The organism is Pedobacter miscanthi (assembly GCF_003315595.1).
GTDB classification, from domain to species: domain Bacteria; phylum Bacteroidota; class Bacteroidia; order Sphingobacteriales; family Sphingobacteriaceae; genus Pedobacter; species Pedobacter miscanthi.
Genome location: NZ_QNQU01000003.1, coordinates 284,289 through 302,315, shown reverse-complemented (window position 1 = coordinate 302,315; position 18,027 = coordinate 284,289). Strand labels below are relative to the sequence as shown.

Below are 18,027 nucleotides of genomic sequence, written 5' to 3'. Positions count from 1 at the left end.
TAATTAAAATCCAACTCTTAATGTTAAGGTGTATTGTTTTGGCAATGGCATGGCTACACCACCCGCATTTGCAAATTCAGGATCTTGTCCGTTAAGTTTCTTATCGGCATAAAGCAACCATAAGTTTGTTGCATTAACACGCAATCCTGCAGAGGCAAGGCCTATTTTGGCTAATTTATCTTTAGGGAAATCGTATGATAAAGAAATATCTTTCAACCTAACAAAATCACCTTTAGCAACAGTTGCACTAGAGTAATTATAAGAGTTGTAAGCGATTCCATAATCAGAGTCGTTCCTGATATATCTCGAATCTAAAATTACTGGTATATTGGTTCTCAACTCATCACCAGGAACAGTCCAGGCATCAAAAAATTCTCTGGTAGTTGCATCTAAATCAGAATAACCTGTTTTAAAGGCTGGATCTAAACGTACTACGTTACCATAAGAATAAGTAAGGAACACGTTTAATTTGAATGCTTTATAAGAGAATATATTACCAAAACTTCCTAAGTCTGTTGGCTCCAAAGTACCTTCATATTTAAGGAAATCTGTTTTATCTCTGTTTTGCAAATATACACCAGTAACGGTTTCAGAACCATCGCTATTGGTAAATACCGGTAAACCATCATCCTGTAATTTTACAAATGGGATTGAAAATAACGAACGTGCTGCATAACCCTGACGGCCATAACCTTGTCCGGTAATTAAATCAATAACCCTTGCATTATTTTCTGATTTGGTAACTTTATTTTGCGTGTGCGTGTAGATAAAGTTAGAAGTCCAAGAGAAATCTTTGTTTTTAATGATGGTAGCAGCAAGACTTACCTCAATACCGCTCGATTTCATATCGGCAACGTTACCATATTTGGTAATTTCACCACCTAAACCTTGTGTATTTACGATACCGATAAGGTCGAAGTTATTTCGCTTATACCAGTCTACATCTACCGCAATTCTGTTTTTGAATAAACCAAAACTTGTACCGATGTTGATCTCGTGTTTTTTCTCGTAAGTTAATTCCGAGTTCTCTAAATTATCAAGTTGTAAACCAACTTCTTTATCACCAGGTGTAGGTCTCCATGGCGTGTAGCTGCTGTAAATAGCCTGTGAGTTGGTTACATAATTCGGTCCTCTATTGGCCGATAAACCATAAGAACCTTTTAATGATAAGCTAGAAAACGGTGTATTCAGGTCTTTAAAGAATTTTTCTTCCATTACATTCCACAATCCTGATACGCTCCAGGTTGGCATCCATCTGGCAGAAGTAGCTTTACCTAAACGGTTAGAACCTTCGTACCTTCCGGTTGCTTTAATGGTGTATTTATTATCGTAAGTGTAAGCCGCTTCACCAAAAAATGCCACCTCTTTACTTCTGGTGTTTCCAACCGAGAAATAATTGGTGTTTTCTTCAGCAGCTCTTTTAAAAATACGATAATCGGTAAAAGGAATCTCACCTAAGCCATATTGTAAACCCCAACCCCTGTTAAAGTTGTTATTTCTGGTGATATTACTTAAGGTTGATCCACCCACGAAGTCAATCGTGTGTTTTTCGCCAAAAGTTTCATTGTATTGGCCAATTAAACGGAAATCGTTACTCGTTAATTTATTATCTGTACGGTTGTAAATACCACCTGATGGTAAAATTGAAACCGGAACAGCATATAATACACTAGGATCTGTATACAATAATGGGTTGGCATCTCTTATGATCGTTGTACCCATTGCCCTGTAGGCCATTGCCTGGTTAGATTCATCCTTGATATAGTGCTGTTGTGAGGTTTGTTGATACCTGGTTGAAGCAAGAAAACTAAAGTTTAACGTTTTTAAGGCTTTCCAGTTGATTTCACCCTGAAACTTAACATCAGCAACATTTAAATCAATATAGTTATTATCCAGTTCTTTCAGAATATTGAATGGCGCATAATTTCTGACATAAGTTTCATTTGGATCTAATGTTCTTGATGAATTTAAGGCAAACGAGAATGGATTGATGTCAAAATCACGAAGTATTCTACCAAAAACAGCATCTGTACGACCAGCTAAAGTACCAGGCGCTCTCTGATCACGGTATGATCCGTTAGAAAGTAAGGTTAATTTTAAGTCGTCGCGTAAATTATAGGTGGCATTAAAGTTTGCCGTATATCTTTTGAATTTACTTTGTTTAGACCATCCTGGATCGCTAATTGCACTTAAAGATGAATAATATTGTGCTTTTTCACTACCAGAGCTAATACTGATGGAGTGATTTTGCGCAACAGCATTACTGAATAACTGATCAAACCAGTCGGTATTTCTGTATTCAGCTTCTCTTAAATAAGCATTTTTAGATTCCTGTGTATTTAGAAGCTGACCAGAATTGATTAATTGATACATCTTTCCATAAACACCACTGCTAGATGCATTGGCAACTGAAGAGTTATTTAACCAACCTCTTTGCTCCAACATCTGGTAAACACCCATTTGTTCCTGAGAGTTCATGATGTTAAAGTTATTGTAAGAAGGTGTTGCCCTGGTTGTAAATTCTGATACATAGTTGAAAGAACTTACACCATTTTTACCCCTTTTGGTTGTTACAACAATTACCCCACCCATACCTTTAGCACCATAGATAGAGGTAGCAGCACCATCCTTTAAAATCTGGAACGACTCAATATCGTTTGAGTTTAAACCACCTACAGCCGAACTGATTAAGGTTAAGGCATCACCCGATGATAAAGCGTCGGAACTTACGTCGGCCACATCTTCTAAAATCACACCATCAACAACCCAAAGTGGTTTAGAACTTCCATAAATAGAAGTTGCACCACGAACCCTGATTTTAGGTGCGGTACCAAATGTACCTGAGGTATTTTGAACCACAACACCGGCAACTTTACCATCTAACATCCTACTTGGATCGGGCAAACCACCTATTTCTGCATCGGCGACCCTTAAATTTGAGGTAGCCCCTGTAAATGTGCGTTTATCAACCTGTGTACCCATACCTGTGATTACAACTTCGTTTAGCAGCGCAGCATCCTCCTCTAGAGTTACGTTGACACTTGTTTTGCCATTTATTGCCACTTCGATAGTTTTATAACCAACATAACTGAAAACCAAAGTTCCACGATCGTTTACACTGATTGTATAATCTCCTGAACTGTTTGTTGATACTCCATTTGATACTCCTTTTTCTTTAACACTTACGCCTGGTAAAGCATTTCCATTTTTGTCTCTTACTTTACCAGTTACCTTAACTTCGGCAAAGTAGTCAACAACTTTATCAAATAGTGATTTCTCTATGGGTCTGATTAGAATAGTCTTATCCTCAATTGTATAGGTTAAATCTATCCCCGAAATTATTTTCCGCATTACTTCATCAATGGTTGCATTATTGAAGTCCGCATTAATTGTTGTGGTACTTTTTATTTTATTGGTAGATAATAGAACATCGTAACCAGCTTGTTGTCTGATTTCTTTGAACATTTTCTCCAATGTTACATTATTTTCCTTTAATGTAACCAGCTGGCCAAATGAAGCTGCACTTACCTGCATTAACGAGGCAAGCAATATGACCGTAACTAACTTCATAATTAATAGCAATTTAGGAATGTAGCGTCGATGCGTACATAAAATTCTGATATAAATTTTGTACATTTAATAGTCTGTTTTTGTGCGGAACGCAATTAAGTTTGGACGCCAAAAAGCGTTTCGCGGTTATCCAAGAAATAAATTGATTTTTAATCGATTCCGGTTTACGGAATAACTGAGCAGATATTTAAAGGGGTGTTGCAAGCACTCCTTTTTTTATTTATTCAGCGTAGAATCGTCAGAAGTGTTGTCGAAGTTTATTCATCATTTGTTAGGTTAAGGTTGATTAATTAGTTGTTTATTTTTAAGATGGCGGATAGTTAAGCCACCATCTGATTTGCGTCATTCTTTATGCACAATAATGGTATTACCTTTAATATCGAAGCGAACCTTTCCGGTTTGCTCTAGTTTGGTTAAGACTTTCGATATTTTTTCAAAACGGCTTACCGTTCCATAATACATTACATTTTTCGCTTCAGGATCGGCATATTCGATCTCTACATTATACCAACGCGCCACTTTACGTAAAATACTGGCATGTCTTTCATTATCAAACATGAAATAGCCATTTTTCCAGGCGATGGCTTCGTCTACATCAGCTTCTTTTACATCAATACCAGTTAATGATACGATTGATTGTTCGCCAGGTTTTAATATTTCGCTTTGGTTAGTGCTTTTGTGCAATACACGCACGCTACCTTCTAAAAGAGTAGTTTTGGTTACCATTTCGTCGCGGTAGCTATTGATATTAAAGTGTGTACCCAGTACCTCGACTGATTGTTTATCCGTTTCTACAATAAAAGGGTGTGATTTATCTTTTGCCACTTCGAAATAAGCCTCTCCGTCAAGTCTTACCAAACGCTGTTTGGCTATACCTATATTTAAGGAATATTGAATTGATGATGCTGCATTTAGCCATACAGTAGAGCCATCAGGTAAACGGATCTGCCATTGCCCTCCCTTGGGAGTAGTTATGGTATTCACCCTTGTATCATCAACATTTTCTGATTCGGCAATATGATAAACAAGTTGTCCATCTGCTGTTTTGGTAATGGATAAACCCGCCTCTTTGGCTATATCACCTGTGGTAGCATCAGAAAGTGAAATCTTTCTACCATCAGCCAAGGTAAGGATTGCCTTATTTTTACCCGGAGCAACATCTGTTACAAAAACGTGCTCCTTCTTTTTATTTAAGGATATATAACCTGTAACAGAGAGCGTGATGAAAACAACTGCTGCCGCCGCCCACTTTATGGTATTCATTAAAATTCTGCGGGGAGCAGCTTTTGGTTTATCAATAGTCAGGATTTTATTGAGAACAGGATTCCACCTTTCTTCTACTACTTCGGTTATACAATCTTCCTCAGCAACGATCATTTTCACAATTTCGCTGCTTAGTATTGTAGATCCGTTATCAACCAAAGCCAAAAGTTCTTCTCTTTCTGCAGGACTTAATGTTTTAGCTGAAAACTGTTGTAAGAGATAATGTATACGTTCTTCCATAAAGATTCTGATACTAAGAAGCAGTAAAAGAAAATTAGGACTATCGGGATTTCTCTTTTTTTTATTTTATTTTAAAAAAGAATAAAATCAATGGAAAAACAAAGGTAATACCATGCTGATTGAGGTGTAATCTTATGGATTTAAGCGATATTACAAGTGCGTTTTTAACGGTATTTGGAGAAATATTTAATATTTCGGCTATTTCTGGAATGCTTTTCCCATCACGACGACTCAATTGATATATATTTTTACGCTGTTCGGGCAGTTTTTCTACAGCTACCGAAATGATTTTGGTAATTTCATTTAAATTGATTTCTTCGGATGTACTATTGTGACTGCTAGGTTGCTTATTGGTAAAAGCATCGATCACTTTATCTTCTTTAAGCTTTTTACGGAGATAACTCAAACACTCATTTGAAACATATTTATAAAGATATGCCCTAACATTCTCTATTTCTGCCAATTTATCGCGGTTTAGCCAAACCCTTAAAAAAGCATCCTGGATAATTTCTTCTGCAGCATCATCTGATTTAGTAAATTTTGTAGCAAAAATCTGAAGTACAGGAAGATAGTTGAAGAATAAAACAGAGAAAGCCTGTTCATCTCCTCCAACGATTCTTTCTATAAGCTTATGCTCGTCTTCAATCCTTCCTATAGCCATAAATTAGTTGATATATGCACACTTACAAAATTTAAGAATCATTTTGTGGGTATAGTGATACATAAAAGTGGAAAAAAAAATGGTTTAAAGCAAATGCTAAAGCAACTATAACTAAAAAAGCCTTACATTTTTGGGTAAGGCTTCATCTATTTTTGTACTCAATAAAGCTACTAATACTGATAATACGGCGAAATCATCAGGTACACCACAACTCCGGTTATTGCTACGTACAGCCATAATGGAAAAGTTATTTTTGCAATTTTCCTGTGTTTATCAAAACGCTCGGCCAATGCCCTCACATAGGTAACCAATACCAAAGGGATAATGGCTACAGAAAGCAGTATATGTGTTAAAAGGATAAAGAAGTAAATATATTTTATCGTACCATCGCCACCGAACTTAGTTGATGGTGTAGTCATGTGATAAGCAATATATAGTACTAAAAACAATACAGAACAACCAATGGCCGTTTTCATTAAGTTTTGGTGCAGATTAACCTTGCCATTTTTGATTGCCCAAACAGCAACCACCAACAATATGGCTGTTATGCCATTAATAGTCGCATAAATAGGAGGTAAAAAAGGAAGGGTTGGTGCATCAATCCCCAAGTCTTTTAATTTAACCACAAACAAAAAGGCTACGGCAACAGGGATAAAAATGGATAGGATAATGATCCATTTATTATATTTTTTCTCAATCGGGCTATTTTCCATGAGTATTATTTAATCTCTTTTATATTTATTTAATGTAATTGGCAGAATTAGGACTCAAGACTCCCAACTCTAAATCCCAACTAATTTAGCGGCCGTCCTTAACGTTTCTCAGGTATTCTGCAATAAGCACTTTAATTTCATCTTCCAAACGTGCATTGGCTTCGGCATTATCAGCATCGTACATGCCACGGATGCGGTGCAAGTTATCGATGAGCAGAATTTTATTACCGAAAATGAATGTTGGTTTTTCTTTGGTATCGTCTTCGATCACATCCAGCAGTAAGCCCTGTTTAATCAAAGGGTAGGTTTGTGCAGTATCGCCAGCCAGAAAATCCCACTTGCCTTCTTTCGCTTTAAAACCGGCTGCAAATTCTTTCAATTTACTTTTATCAGCAGGATCTACCGATAAGCTTAAAAACTTAACCAATGGTTTTTGTTCATAACCGTCAGATAGCTGTTTAATGTATTTGTTGGTTTGCTGACTACCGGCCCCTGAATAGAACAGGTTAAGTACTACAATTTTATTCTCAAGTGATTTCCAGCTAACGGTATCGCTATGCTGGTTGATCAGTTTAAAGTCAGGAACCAGGTGGTAGATCGTATCTGGGATTTTTTTTCCCTTTACACTATGGAAAGTTGATGCAACAACCTTTTCACCAAAAATGGGTAAACTCTTATACCTGTTTTTTGCAAAGTGAGGCAATAAGTAAAAAAACAAAAATCCCGGTATAGCTAAAATGCTTACCAGGATTAATACCTTTTTTATAGGGTTTCTTTTCATTAATGGTGCATCATGTGCAGGTTTAAAAACCCACCTTCTGTTAACATTAAAACAATAAAGTAAATAATAAAAATGAATGATACGGTTAACGCAAGCTGTAAGCCCAGTTTCTCATACTTTAAGTGCATAAAGTACGCAACAATATAAAATGCTTTTAACAAGGTTAATACAATGTAAACGTAGTTACCAAAATGTTGGGTCATAATTCCTTTCGGGATTAATACCAATGCAATGATAAACTCGATTACGGTGATTAATAAAAGGATACCAAAAACCTTCCAGATTTTACCTTTTGATAAACCTGCATGATCATCGTGTCCGTGTTCTTCTGTTGTATGTGAGTGCTCTGACATAAAAATATTTTTATAGAATGATAAATTAAACCAAGTAGAAGAATGTAAATACGAACACCCATACTAAATCTACGAAGTGCCAGTATAAACCAACTTTTTCAACCATTAAATAATGTCCGCGTTTTTCGAAAGTACCATTAATCGTCATAATCAGGATGATGATATTAATGATAACCCCACTGAATACGTGGAAACCGTGGAAACCTGTAATCGTGAAGAACAAGTTTGCAAATTGTTGCGAAGCGATCAAAGATACATCTTCAGGTTTATTGAAGAAGTGTTTTAATTCTTCTGCAGATGGGATATGTCCCCACCAGAAACCATCGTGGTGTAAGTGAGTCCACTCAATTGCCTGACAGCCTAAGAACATGAAACCACCAATGATGGTTGCAATCATCCAGCCGATTACTTCTTTTTTAGAACGTCTGTGCCCAGCTTCTACAGCCAATACCATAGTTACCGAACTCATAATCAATATAAAAGTCATGATACCCACAAATACCAGTGGTGCACCATGCTCCATAACGCCCGGGATAGATTGGAAAACCTTATCAGGGGCTGGCCATGTTAATTTAGAAAAACGCTGAGCGCCGTAGTAGATCAATAAAGATGAAAAGGTAAAAGCATCTGACAAAAGGAAAAACCACATCATGATTTTGCCATATTCTACCGACCACGGAGAACGACCACCATTCCATGGTCCGGTTTTAACTTGATCTAATTGTGATACTGCATTCATTTGGAAATAGTATAATAGTTTGTTAACAAATTTAACGGTTCAAAAGTAAAAAAACATACAGATATATCCATAATATATCTATAAAATGCCAAAAAATAGAAGCAATTTCCATTCTGTACTGGCTTTTAGCAGCAGGAATGTTTTTATAGCTACCTGCTAATGCATTAATAATAAGGCCAACACCTGCAATAATGTGCAATAAGTGCATGCCCGACACCACATAAATAAAAGAAATGGCGGCATTGTTACCTACTAAAGTAGCACCGGTCCTCACCATACTTCCCCACGCATTAAACTGCATTATGCCAAAAGCAATGGCCAATATAACAGTAACCCAAAGCAGGTTGCGCTGTAAGCTGAAATTAAGTTTCCGTAGCGCTTTAGACGCTAAAAAAAGGGTAATACTGCTTGCTATAATTACTAAGCTTGAGTAAATAAATGCATCGGGCAATACTAAACCATGCCCTTTACCTTTAGATGCGGCAAATACCAGGTAATAACTGGTAAAGCCCCCAAACATAATGGTAGATGATACTACAAATAGCCAAACAATAAACTTTCTGGGTTTTGGATCAAATGTATCCTGGATTTTTTCCATTGTGATAACCATAAGTTATTTTGCTATAAAATTTAATAATAAGCCCAACTGTACAGCCGGGATGTAAAAAAATGAACAGAACATCACTTTCTTTGCATCAATCAGTTCTCTGTTCATTAAAAGTTTAAAAGCCAACCAGCTAAAAATCAATCCGGCAATTAACGATAAACCGCCAATGTAATAACCGCCAAAACCATAAATGGTTGGCAATAAACTTACCGGGATTAAAATCAATGTGCTTAAAAAGGTAATCAAAGCTGTTGTTTTGTCTCTTTTTTTGGACGGCAATAATCTGAATCCGGCTTTTTTATAATCATCATCCAACACCCAGGCAATTGCCCAAAAGTGTGGAAACTGCCATACAAACTGGATCAGGAATAAAATAACTGCAATATTATAGTCTATTGCGTAAAACATTTCAGCCTTTAAACTACCAAAAGCAGCCAAATAACCGATAAGTGGTGGTAATGCCCCAGGGATTGCGCCTACAAAAACAGCAATTGGCGATTTTCTTTTTAATGGTGTATAAGCAAAAGCATATAGCAGAATCGAAAATACCGATAGTAGCCCCGTTTCGAGGTTTAAATGTCCTAACAGCCATGTACCTAAAAATGCCATAAATACACCCAAAATTAAACCCTGTCCGGTTGTCATCCTACCTGCAGGCATTGGGCGATCTTTTGTTCTCGACATTAGTTTATCAAGATCCTTTTCTATTATCTCGTTAAAACAGTTTGCCGCTGCAGTAACTAAAAATCCACCGGCAATCAGGATTAGCCAATTTCCCCAGTCAATAGTAGGGATATGGCCTCTTCCCACCTGCATTTTCTGTCCGATTAAAAAAGAAATCGATGCCGAAAACACCACCGTAAACGATAGCCTGAATTTGATAAGTTTAGAAAAATCTGAAAGATATTGTTTCAATTTCCTTAAAAATTATTGTTTATACGTACTTGTTCGGTAAACCAACAGGTATAGATAAAACTGTAAACTAAATAACAGTGTTGAGAACAGGATATGTAATGCCTGCGCTACAGGTGGAAAAGCAATGTAAGCCAATGCAAATCCACTTAACAACTGAACCAGGAGCGTAATTAAAATAAACCGTGCCGTTAACAATGGCGCAGCTTTGCCACTAAAACGGTCGATAACCATTTTATAAACTATGGCATTGGTTACCACAACCAAAATAGCTAAATCGCGGTGGTAAGAAAATACTGAGCCAACTTTCGAAATCCATGTATTTCTACTGTTATAAGCCAGTGCTTTTGCAATTTCATCAATAGCTTCTCTTACATCAGTACCTAAAACAATCTGAATAATGCTGATTATCAAGGTAAAGAACAAAAATCCTTTCAGCCATAATATCCTGTACATAATAACAGAAGGTGTCTTATTTAGCTGTTTAGCGTAATTATAGGTATAAATAGAAATGGCTAATATAACCAGCGCTAAAAGCATGTGTACAGTTACTACCCACTGGGTAAGGTTGGTTGATACCACTATAGACCCTAACCAACCCTGATAGCCAACTACCAAAAGGTTTAGGATACTTAATACAATAATCCTTTTGGCTGTTTTACGATAGGTAAAAGAAAAAACAACGGTTAAAAAAAGGAATATCCCAGCGGCTACACCAGCCAAGCGGTTTAAATACTCCGTCCAGGTTTTGGTTGGATTAAACTCTTCAGGTATGGTAATGCTTTTATCATGCCTTATACTATCAGCCAGGGCAACTTTACCCATGCTTTCTAAATATTTGGCAAACTTCTCATTCTTTTTTAACCTGCCCGCTACATATTTTTCTTTATAATCGGCAGGAAGCTGCGATACATCAGTTGGTGGAATATAACGATCGAAACATTTAGGCCAATCCGGACAGCCCATGCCCGAGCCTGTACTGCGCACAATACCTCCGGCAAGTATAACCAGTAGCGTAACTACAATGGTTATAAGATTAATACTAATGAAACGTTGTTCTGATCTACTGACCATATATCTATTAAGATGAAAAGGGTATCCGGATAAGCAGAAACTTAATCAGATACCCCTTTTAAAATTTTATTTAAAGCTTAAACTAGCCCTTGTTTTCTGTAACAGGATTAGCTAATTCCCAGTCCTGCTGAATTTTTTCTGCTTCCGCATTTCCTTCAAAATCGTGAGGCAGATTAGAGCTCATGGTTTGAGAGAAAGGAACAGTTTGAGGAATAAAGTCTGCGTCATGACCAGGTTTGCTGTAATCATATGGCCATCTGTAAACAGTTGGAATTTCTCCAGGCCAGTTACCATGTAGGTGCTCAACCGGTGCAGTCCACTCTAATGTATTAGATTCCCAAGGATTTTGAGGAGATACTTTTCCTTTAAAGATTGAGTAGAAGAAGTTAAACAAGAACGCTACTTGAGCAAGTGCGGCCATAATAGCTGCCCAGGTTACAAATACGTTAACTGTTAACCATTTTTTCATAAACTCAAACTCGGTAAATGCATAGTAACGACGTGGTACACCATCTAAACCTAGGAAGTGAAGCGGGAAGAATACCAGGTAAGCTGCGATGAAAGTTAACCAGAAGTGTAAATACCCCAGTTTGGCATTCATCATTCTACCGAACATTTTAGGGAACCAGTGATAAACACCTGCAAGCATACCAAAAATTGCTGCTGATCCCATTACTAAGTGGAAGTGGGCAACAACAAAGTAAGTATCGTGTAAGTTAATATCCAGTGATGCGTTACCTAAGAAGATACCGGTTAAACCACCAGAAATAAAGAATGATACCAAGCCAATAGCAAATAACATTGCAGGAGTAAAACGGATATTACCACGCCATAATGTAGCTAAGTAGTTAAAGGTTTTTACTGCCGATGGTACCGCGATAATCAGGGTTGTAATCATAAACACACCACCCAATAACGGGTTCATACCGGTTACAAACATGTGGTGCCCCCAAACAATGAATGATAATACAGTAATACCGATTAGTGAATAAACCATCGCATGGTAACCGAAGATCGGTTTACGCGAGTTTACAGAGATAACCTCAGATGAGATACCCAATGCAGGCATAATTACGATATATACCTCAGGGTGACCTAAGAACCAGAATAAGTGTTGCCATAAAATTGGAGAACCACCTTCGTTTGGTAAAATATCAGTACCCATTACGATATCTGATAAATAGAAACTTGTTCCAAAGCTACGGTCGAATACCATTAACACTACACCCGCTACAAGAACAGGGAATGATAAGATACCTAAAATAGCAGTTAAAAAGAAAGCCCAGATGGTTAACGGCATTTTCCAAAGGTCCATACCTTTAGTACGCATGTTTAAGATTGTACTTACGTAGTTAATACCACCCATTAAAGATGACGCTACGAAAAGTACCATACTCACCAACCATAAAGTCATACCCATACCCGAACCCGGCATAGCCTTGGCTACAACAGATAGTGGCGGGTAAACCGTCCAACCACCAGATGCTGGTCCCGTTTGGATAAAGAATGATGACATCATGATCACGCAAGCCATAAAGAAGAACCAGTACGAAAGCATGTTCAGAAATGGCGAAGCCATATCCCTGGCACCAATCTGAAGCGGGATTAATAAGTTACTGAATGTACCACTTAAACCAGCGGTAAGTACAAAGAATACCATGATGGTACCGTGAATAGTTACCAGGGCAAGGTAAAAATCTGCTTTAATACGGCCACCTTCAGCCCATTTACCCAAAAATGTTTCTAAAAATGGGAAAGTTTTATCTGGCCATGCCAATTGAATACGGAATAAAATAGATAAGCCCATTGCAATTACCGCCATAATAATACCGGTAATTAAAAATTGCTTGGCAATCATTTTATGATCCATACTAAAGATGTACTTTGAAATCAAAGTCTCTTTATGATGCCCATGATCAGCGTGATCGTGATTGTGTTCGTCGTGTAATGCTATTGTTGACATAATTCGTTCGCTCCTGCTTAATATTATTTATTTAAAGCCATTTGGTTAGTTTTAACAGCTGCTGTATCTGTAGCTGTCGAATCTGCTGCTGCTTTTGCAGGTGCAGGTGCCACTGGCAAATTAAATTGTTTTCTTAAATCATCGTTTAAGTATGTTTTCTGCTCAGCTATCCAGGTTTTGTACTCGGCTTCAGAAACTACACGTACAACTTTCTGCATGTTGTAGTGACCAGATCCACAGATTTTAGCACAGTAGAACAGATACTTAAAGTTAGGATCGTTTGTTTCCTGCTGCATTTCGGCAGTAGTTTTTGTAGGCGTAAACTCAAAATATACCCTCATACCCGGCACGGTATTTAACTGTACCCTGAAATGCGGCATATAAAAACTGTGAATTACATCTTTACTGGTTAAGATTAATTTTACCGGTTTCCCAACAGGGATTACCATCTCATCAGCCATTTCATCATCACGTGAGTTAAGATCTTTAAAATCGATACCCAGTGGATTGGTTGCTGTAGTTAATTTGTAGTTTTTGTTACCTACTACACCATCAGCTCCAGGATAACGGATAGACCATTTAAACTGCTCTGAAGTAACCTCGATCTGCAATGGTTTATTTTTAGGATCTTCTACTTTGAAGAAAATAGATCTCCAGGTTAAGAAACCCATTAGCACCAATACAGTTAATACTAAAGCAGGAACGATAGTCCAGATTTTTTCAATTGTATTGTTGTGTGGATAGTAGTAAGCTTTTCTTTTAGCTGAGTATTTGTAGATATAAGAAAATCCGAATAACAGGATGTGTGTAACCACAAATACGATTGTGGTGATGATTAATGTTAAGTTAAACATTTCATCAATTTTCTTTCCGTGTTCAGATGCTGCATCAGGTAACAACATGGCGCCATGCACCGTGTATTCCCAATATACACCATATAAACCTACTACCAAAAACAGGGCAAATAAACTTGCATGTATCCTGTTCCAGTTAATGCCCACAGCTTTACCCTGTGCTTCGCGGCTTAATTCGTATACCCTTATTGCTTTACCAATAATGGCAATGAATAAACATGCGGCAAGAAAAACCAGAATATAAAATATTACCGATTTATAAACCTCGCCCATATCAACCTTAGGTGCCGCGGCAGCACCTGCTGCTGCATCTTGCGCAAATACGCTAGTGTTTGCAAAAGCAGTAATCAATACTGCTAAAGCTGCGGTCGTTTTATTCGTTATAAACTTTCTTAAACTCATTTTCTTAAAAGTAGTACGCTGTACTGCTAATTATAATAATAATCAAATATTTGCTCTATCTTATCACCACTACAATTGATGATGCAAACTTTCTTGTAATAATGGGTGGTTCTTTGCTATCAGTGGTTTTTTGCTCAATGCTGTTAAAACCGTAAAGGTAAACAATCCAACGAAACCCAGTGCAGTACCAATTTCAATAATACCGAAACCATTATGTGCTTCTACCGTTCCAGGCATAATCATCTGGTAGTAATCTACCCAGTGACCTAACAATACTACGATAGCCACAAATAATAGTTTGGCATCTGTTCTTTTGTTATCCCTGTCCATTAATAATAATACCGGCGCTAAGAAGTTCATTGCAAGGTTTAAGAAAAACCAGAACTTGTAATATTCAAAGCGTTTGTAGAAGTATACAGTTTCTTCAGGCATGTTTGCATAGTAAATCAATAAGAACTGGGCAAACCATACGTATGTCCAGAAGATAGAGAAACCAAAGATAAACTGACCTAAGTTGTGCAAGTGGCTGTTGTTAACCCATTGCATATAACCTGCTCTTCTTAATAAAATGATGATAATGGCAATAGTAGCTAAACTGCTCACCCACATTGCTGCGAAGTTATACCAACCGAACATGGTTGAGAACCAGTGCGCTTCTAACGACATGATCGTATCAAAAGCAAATACAGGTGTAGTAAAACCGTAAATTACCAGGAAGATACAAGCATTTTTAAAGCTTTTTCTGTATGAATTTAAACCACCAGCTAAATCTTCGTTATAAGAAAACTTAACAAACATGATCGAAAATATACTGTAGATACCTAAGAACACTACCTGGCGACCTAAGAAAAACGGCACATTTAAGAATACCGATTTACCAGCAATGATGGCATCATAGTTAGGGCTGTTCTGATCGGTTAATCCGTCAGCATGCCAGTGGTGATAAAGGTTGTGCGTATACAAACCAGCGGCTACAACTACAAAAAGTATTGCTGCTGCTATAGGCAATGTTTTTGCCATAGCTTGTGGTACACGTAAAATTGATGCAGACCAACCTGCCTGAGCTACATATTGAACAGCTAGGAAAAATGTACCCGACATACATACGCATGCAAAGTAATATGCCATAAGCAACAGGTTGGCAAAAGTACGCTCGTGCATCACTTTATCACCAGCTAAGAAACCATAAAGAATAGCAGCGGCACCTAAAGCGATACCAACTATACTTAATGTTTTTACTTTACCTGTAAACTCAAACTGTTCACTAAAATTAATATTGTGAGTTCCCATTTATATTCTGCTTTACTTATTGTTGTTTTTGTAATTCCTGAACATACATCACCACTTTCCAACGATCAATTGGTGTGATTTGCGAAGCATGCGAACCCATGTTATTTACACCGTAGGTAATGGTATGGTAGATTTTACCGGCCGTAAGTGCTTTCATCTCTCCCCCTCTTGATGAACTTCCTGAGAAGTACGAAGGTACGCCACTAAATTTCTCAATTTTAACCAAATGTCCTTGTCCGTCTCCTTTTTCTCCGTGGCACGGGCTACAGAAAACTTTGAACAGGTGCTGTCCCTGGGCTAAATTGATTGTATCTACAGGTAAAGGGTTAACCATGCTTACACCTGCAGCTTCGTATCCTTCTTTTGTGTTAGGAAACTCATCATACTCGGTAAAACCTACCGGTTTTGTATGTGCAGGTGGCAACTGTGCAGTTTTACCATCTTTAAAATTCTTGTTTGGCTGATCCGGATTGTAAGCAATCGGATCATACATGTTTCTGGCATATTCCAAGCCAGTACTGCGTTTATCTTTACAAGCAGAAAAGGTAGCTGCAAAAGCGATAGCTAAAAACGCCGTGTAAACAAATTTATTCTTATTCATAGCTAATGTACTTCCTTTCATTATACTTTACTTCTAAAGCACCTGCATCTTTTAATAAACCATCAATTACAGTATGTGCTACATTGTCTTTCGCATCCACTGCGATTACAAAGCGGTCATCGGTAGCCCTTAAATCCATCACGCGTGGTGCTCTTCCCGGAAATAAGTGTGTAGATGCATAGTAAGTTAACACCATACCGAAAGCACAGAATAATACTGTAAGCTCGAACATTATCGGAATAAAATCCGGCAATGCAAATGATGGTTTACCACCTATGTTTACTCTCCAATCGATTACTGCGCAGAAATAAATCAAAGCGAATGCACAGCAGGTACCGGTAATACCAAAGCAAAATGCCGCGATATCGATCCTTGATCTTTTAATTCCCAATTTGGCTTCTATTCCGTGTATAGGCATTGGAGTATATACATCATAAATGCTGATGTTATTTTCCTGAAGTTTTTCGATGCCGTGCATCATTTCATCAGGATCGCCAAAGCTGCCTAAAATATATTTGATATCACTCATTGTTATATTTTTGCGTAATCTTCTTGTTTAACACTATCAAATTTCTCTAAAGACTCTATGTACTCAGCTACATATTCTTTATTCTCATGTCCTTCTTTAATCTGCTTCATTTTGGCTTGCTCACTTGCAGATTTCAATAATAATTTAACCTCTGCGATAGCGATTGATGGCAATACCCTTAAGAACAATAAGAATAAAGTAAAGAACAATCCGATTGAACCTACGAATACACTGATATCAACCCAGGTTGGATAAAACATTGCCCAACTTGAAGGAATATAATCGCGGTGTAATGAAGTAACGATAATTACGAAACGCTCGAACCACATACCCACGTTTACCACGATTGATAAAATCCAGGTAGCTTTGATGCTTAAACGGATCTTTTTGAACCATAATAACTGTGGAGAGATTACGTTACAAGTCATCATCATCCAGTATGCCCACCAGTACGGACCGGTTGAACGGTTAACGAATGCGTATGATTCGTATTCAGAACCTGAATACCAGGCGATGAAAAACTCTGTTAAGTAAGCCACACCTACGATTGATCCGGTTAAGATGATGATTTTGTTCATCGACTCGATGTGGAACATGGTGATGTAATTCTCAAGGCCTAATACTTTACGTGCAACCAATAATAAGGTTAATACCATCGCAAAGCCTGAGAAGATCGCCCCAGCCACAAAGTATGGAGGGAAGATGGTAGTGTGCCATCCAGGAATTACCGATGTTGCAAAGTCCATTGATACAATGGTGTGTACCGAAAGTACAAGTGGTGTAGAGATACCGGCTAAGATTAACGACACCGCTTCGAAACGTTGCCATGTTTTAACACTTCCACTCCATCCAAAAGAGAAGATAGAATAGATTTTTCTACGTGTGCCCACTGCACGGTCGCGGATGGTAGCAATATCTGGCAATAAACCTGTGTACCAGAATAATAATGATACAGAGAAGTATGTAGAGATTGCAAACATATCCCACACCAATGGTGAGTTAAAGTTTACCCAAAGTGATCCGAACTGGTTTGGCAAAGGTAAAACCCAATAAGCTAACCACGGACGGCCCATGTGAGATACTACGTAAGTTGCGGCACAGATTACGGCGAAAATCGTCATCGCCTCTGCCGAACGGTTAATAGAGTTACGCCAGTTCTGACGGAAGAGTAATAATACTGCCGAAATTAGTGTTCCGGCGTGACCGATACCTACCCACCATACGAAACCGGTGATATCCCAAGCCCAACCTACTGTTTTATTTAAACCCCATGATCCGATACCGTTCCAGAAGGTGTAGCTTACCGCAACCACCCAAAGTAAAGCACCTAATGAAGCAAAGGTGAAACCAATCCACCAAGCCTTGTTTGGCTTGTTCTCTACCGGCATTAAAATATCATCCGTAATTTTTGCATACGTAATGTTATCGCCGGTAATTAATGGTTCTCTAAGTATTGATTCGTTATGTCCTGACAT

At 37.8% G+C, this 18,027-nt stretch carries 16 protein-coding genes; all 16 read right to left on the bottom strand.

The annotated features are described in order from the left end of the window. Positions 1-3 precede the first annotated feature (3 nt). The gene (locus tag DRW42_RS05035) at positions 4-3,570 is read right to left on the bottom strand and encodes a SusC/RagA family TonB-linked outer membrane protein (RefSeq protein WP_244215189.1); all 3,567 of its coding nucleotides are present in this window, start codon (positions 3,568-3,570) and stop codon (positions 4-6) included. A 342-nt stretch (positions 3,571-3,912) separates the two neighbouring features. After that, positions 3,913-5,073, bottom strand: a complete 1,161-nt coding sequence (locus tag DRW42_RS05030) for a FecR family protein (protein ID WP_113947733.1) — start codon at positions 5,071-5,073, stop codon at positions 3,913-3,915. A gap of 61 nt (positions 5,074-5,134) precedes the next feature. Further along, on the bottom strand, positions 5,135-5,734 hold the full coding sequence (locus DRW42_RS05025; RefSeq protein WP_113947732.1) for an RNA polymerase sigma factor: 600 nt from the start codon (positions 5,732-5,734) through the stop codon (positions 5,135-5,137). A 170-nt stretch (positions 5,735-5,904) separates the two neighbouring features. Further along, positions 5,905-6,447: a DUF420 domain-containing protein gene (locus DRW42_RS05020; protein ID WP_113947731.1), complete on the bottom strand. Its 543-nt coding sequence runs from the start codon at positions 6,445-6,447 to the stop codon at positions 5,905-5,907. An 85-nt stretch (positions 6,448-6,532) separates the two neighbouring features. Continuing rightward, entirely contained in the window at positions 6,533-7,228 is a 696-nt protein-coding gene (locus DRW42_RS05015) for an SCO family protein (protein ID WP_113947730.1), read from the bottom strand. Then, the gene (locus DRW42_RS05010; protein ID WP_113947729.1) at positions 7,228-7,581 is read right to left on the bottom strand and encodes a cytochrome C oxidase subunit IV family protein; all 354 of its coding nucleotides are present in this window, start codon (positions 7,579-7,581) and stop codon (positions 7,228-7,230) included. The genes DRW42_RS05015 and DRW42_RS05010 overlap by 1 nt, the downstream gene beginning before the upstream one ends. A 25-nt stretch (positions 7,582-7,606) precedes the next feature. Continuing rightward, positions 7,607-8,320 carry a cytochrome c oxidase subunit 3 gene (locus DRW42_RS05005; protein WP_113947728.1) on the bottom strand — a complete coding sequence of 238 codons (714 nt, stop codon included), beginning with the start codon at positions 8,318-8,320 and terminating at the stop codon, positions 7,607-7,609. 31 nt (positions 8,321-8,351) lie between these two features. Continuing rightward, a complete protein-coding gene (locus tag DRW42_RS05000; protein WP_113947727.1) occupies positions 8,352-8,918 on the bottom strand; it encodes a cytochrome c oxidase subunit 3 in 567 nt (188 codons plus the stop codon). Positions 8,919-8,933: 15 nt separating this feature from the next. Then, positions 8,934-9,842 carry a heme o synthase gene (gene cyoE / locus DRW42_RS04995; protein ID WP_113947726.1) on the bottom strand — a complete coding sequence of 303 codons (909 nt, stop codon included), beginning with the start codon at positions 9,840-9,842 and terminating at the stop codon, positions 8,934-8,936. A 12-nt stretch (positions 9,843-9,854) separates the two neighbouring features. Next, positions 9,855-10,913 carry a COX15/CtaA family protein gene (locus tag DRW42_RS04990; RefSeq protein ID WP_113947725.1) on the bottom strand — a complete coding sequence of 353 codons (1,059 nt, stop codon included), beginning with the start codon at positions 10,911-10,913 and terminating at the stop codon, positions 9,855-9,857. An 82-nt stretch (positions 10,914-10,995) separates the two neighbouring features. Further along, complete coding sequence (locus DRW42_RS04985; protein ID WP_208643498.1) at positions 10,996-12,876, bottom strand: cytochrome c oxidase subunit I; 1,881 nt, start codon at positions 12,874-12,876, stop codon at positions 10,996-10,998. Between the two features lie 23 nt (positions 12,877-12,899). Further along, positions 12,900-14,132, bottom strand: coding sequence for a cytochrome c oxidase subunit II (locus DRW42_RS04980; RefSeq protein ID WP_113947723.1), 1,233 nt, complete (start codon positions 14,130-14,132; stop codon positions 12,900-12,902). A gap of 69 nt (positions 14,133-14,201) precedes the next feature. Continuing rightward, positions 14,202-15,422: a quinol:cytochrome C oxidoreductase gene (locus tag DRW42_RS04975; RefSeq protein ID WP_113947722.1), complete on the bottom strand. Its 1,221-nt coding sequence runs from the start codon at positions 15,420-15,422 to the stop codon at positions 14,202-14,204. A gap of 16 nt (positions 15,423-15,438) precedes the next feature. Beyond that, on the bottom strand, positions 15,439-16,044 hold the full coding sequence (locus DRW42_RS04970) for a c-type cytochrome (protein ID WP_113947721.1): 606 nt from the start codon (positions 16,042-16,044) through the stop codon (positions 15,439-15,441). Next, the gene (locus DRW42_RS04965; protein WP_113947720.1) at positions 16,016-16,552 is read right to left on the bottom strand and encodes a DUF3341 domain-containing protein; all 537 of its coding nucleotides are present in this window, start codon (positions 16,550-16,552) and stop codon (positions 16,016-16,018) included. The genes DRW42_RS04970 and DRW42_RS04965 overlap by 29 nt, the downstream gene beginning before the upstream one ends. A 2-nt stretch (positions 16,553-16,554) precedes the next feature. Further along, entirely contained in the window at positions 16,555-18,027 is a 1,473-nt protein-coding gene (nrfD, locus tag DRW42_RS04960; RefSeq protein WP_113947719.1) for an NrfD/PsrC family molybdoenzyme membrane anchor subunit, read from the bottom strand.

What these genes read in the sequence shown, in the direction of transcription:
- DRW42_RS04970 (WP_113947721.1), bottom strand. Translation starts at nt 16,044, where the DNA reads ATGAAAGGAAGTACATTAGCTATGAATAAGAATAAATTTGTTTACACG.
- DRW42_RS04975 (WP_113947722.1), bottom strand. Translation starts at nt 15,422, where the DNA reads ATGGGAACTCACAATATTAATTTTAGTGAACAGTTTGAGTTTACAGGT.
- DRW42_RS04990 (WP_113947725.1), bottom strand. Translation starts at nt 10,913, where the DNA reads ATGGTCAGTAGATCAGAACAACGTTTCATTAGTATTAATCTTATAACC.
- DRW42_RS05025 (WP_113947732.1), bottom strand. Translation starts at nt 5,734, where the DNA reads ATGGCTATAGGAAGGATTGAAGACGAGCATAAGCTTATAGAAAGAATC.
- nrfD (WP_113947719.1), bottom strand. Translation starts at nt 18,027, where the DNA reads ATGTCAGGACATAACGAATCAATACTTAGAGAACCATTAATTACCGGC.
- DRW42_RS05035 (WP_244215189.1), bottom strand. Translation starts at nt 3,570, where the DNA reads ATGAAGTTAGTTACGGTCATATTGCTTGCCTCGTTAATGCAGGTAAGT.
- DRW42_RS05015 (WP_113947730.1), bottom strand. Translation starts at nt 7,228, where the DNA reads ATGAAAAGAAACCCTATAAAAAAGGTATTAATCCTGGTAAGCATTTTA.
- DRW42_RS04985 (WP_208643498.1), bottom strand. Translation starts at nt 12,876, where the DNA reads ATGTCAACAATAGCATTACACGACGAACACAATCACGATCACGCTGAT.
- DRW42_RS04965 (WP_113947720.1), bottom strand. Translation starts at nt 16,552, where the DNA reads ATGAGTGATATCAAATATATTTTAGGCAGCTTTGGCGATCCTGATGAA.
- DRW42_RS05000 (WP_113947727.1), bottom strand. Translation starts at nt 8,918, where the DNA reads ATGGAAAAAATCCAGGATACATTTGATCCAAAACCCAGAAAGTTTATT.
- DRW42_RS04980 (WP_113947723.1), bottom strand. Translation starts at nt 14,132, where the DNA reads ATGAGTTTAAGAAAGTTTATAACGAATAAAACGACCGCAGCTTTAGCA.
- DRW42_RS05005 (WP_113947728.1), bottom strand. Translation starts at nt 8,320, where the DNA reads ATGAATGCAGTATCACAATTAGATCAAGTTAAAACCGGACCATGGAAT.
- DRW42_RS05030 (WP_113947733.1), bottom strand. Translation starts at nt 5,073, where the DNA reads ATGGAAGAACGTATACATTATCTCTTACAACAGTTTTCAGCTAAAACA.
- DRW42_RS05010 (WP_113947729.1), bottom strand. Translation starts at nt 7,581, where the DNA reads ATGTCAGAGCACTCACATACAACAGAAGAACACGGACACGATGATCAT.
- DRW42_RS05020 (WP_113947731.1), bottom strand. Translation starts at nt 6,447, where the DNA reads ATGGAAAATAGCCCGATTGAGAAAAAATATAATAAATGGATCATTATC.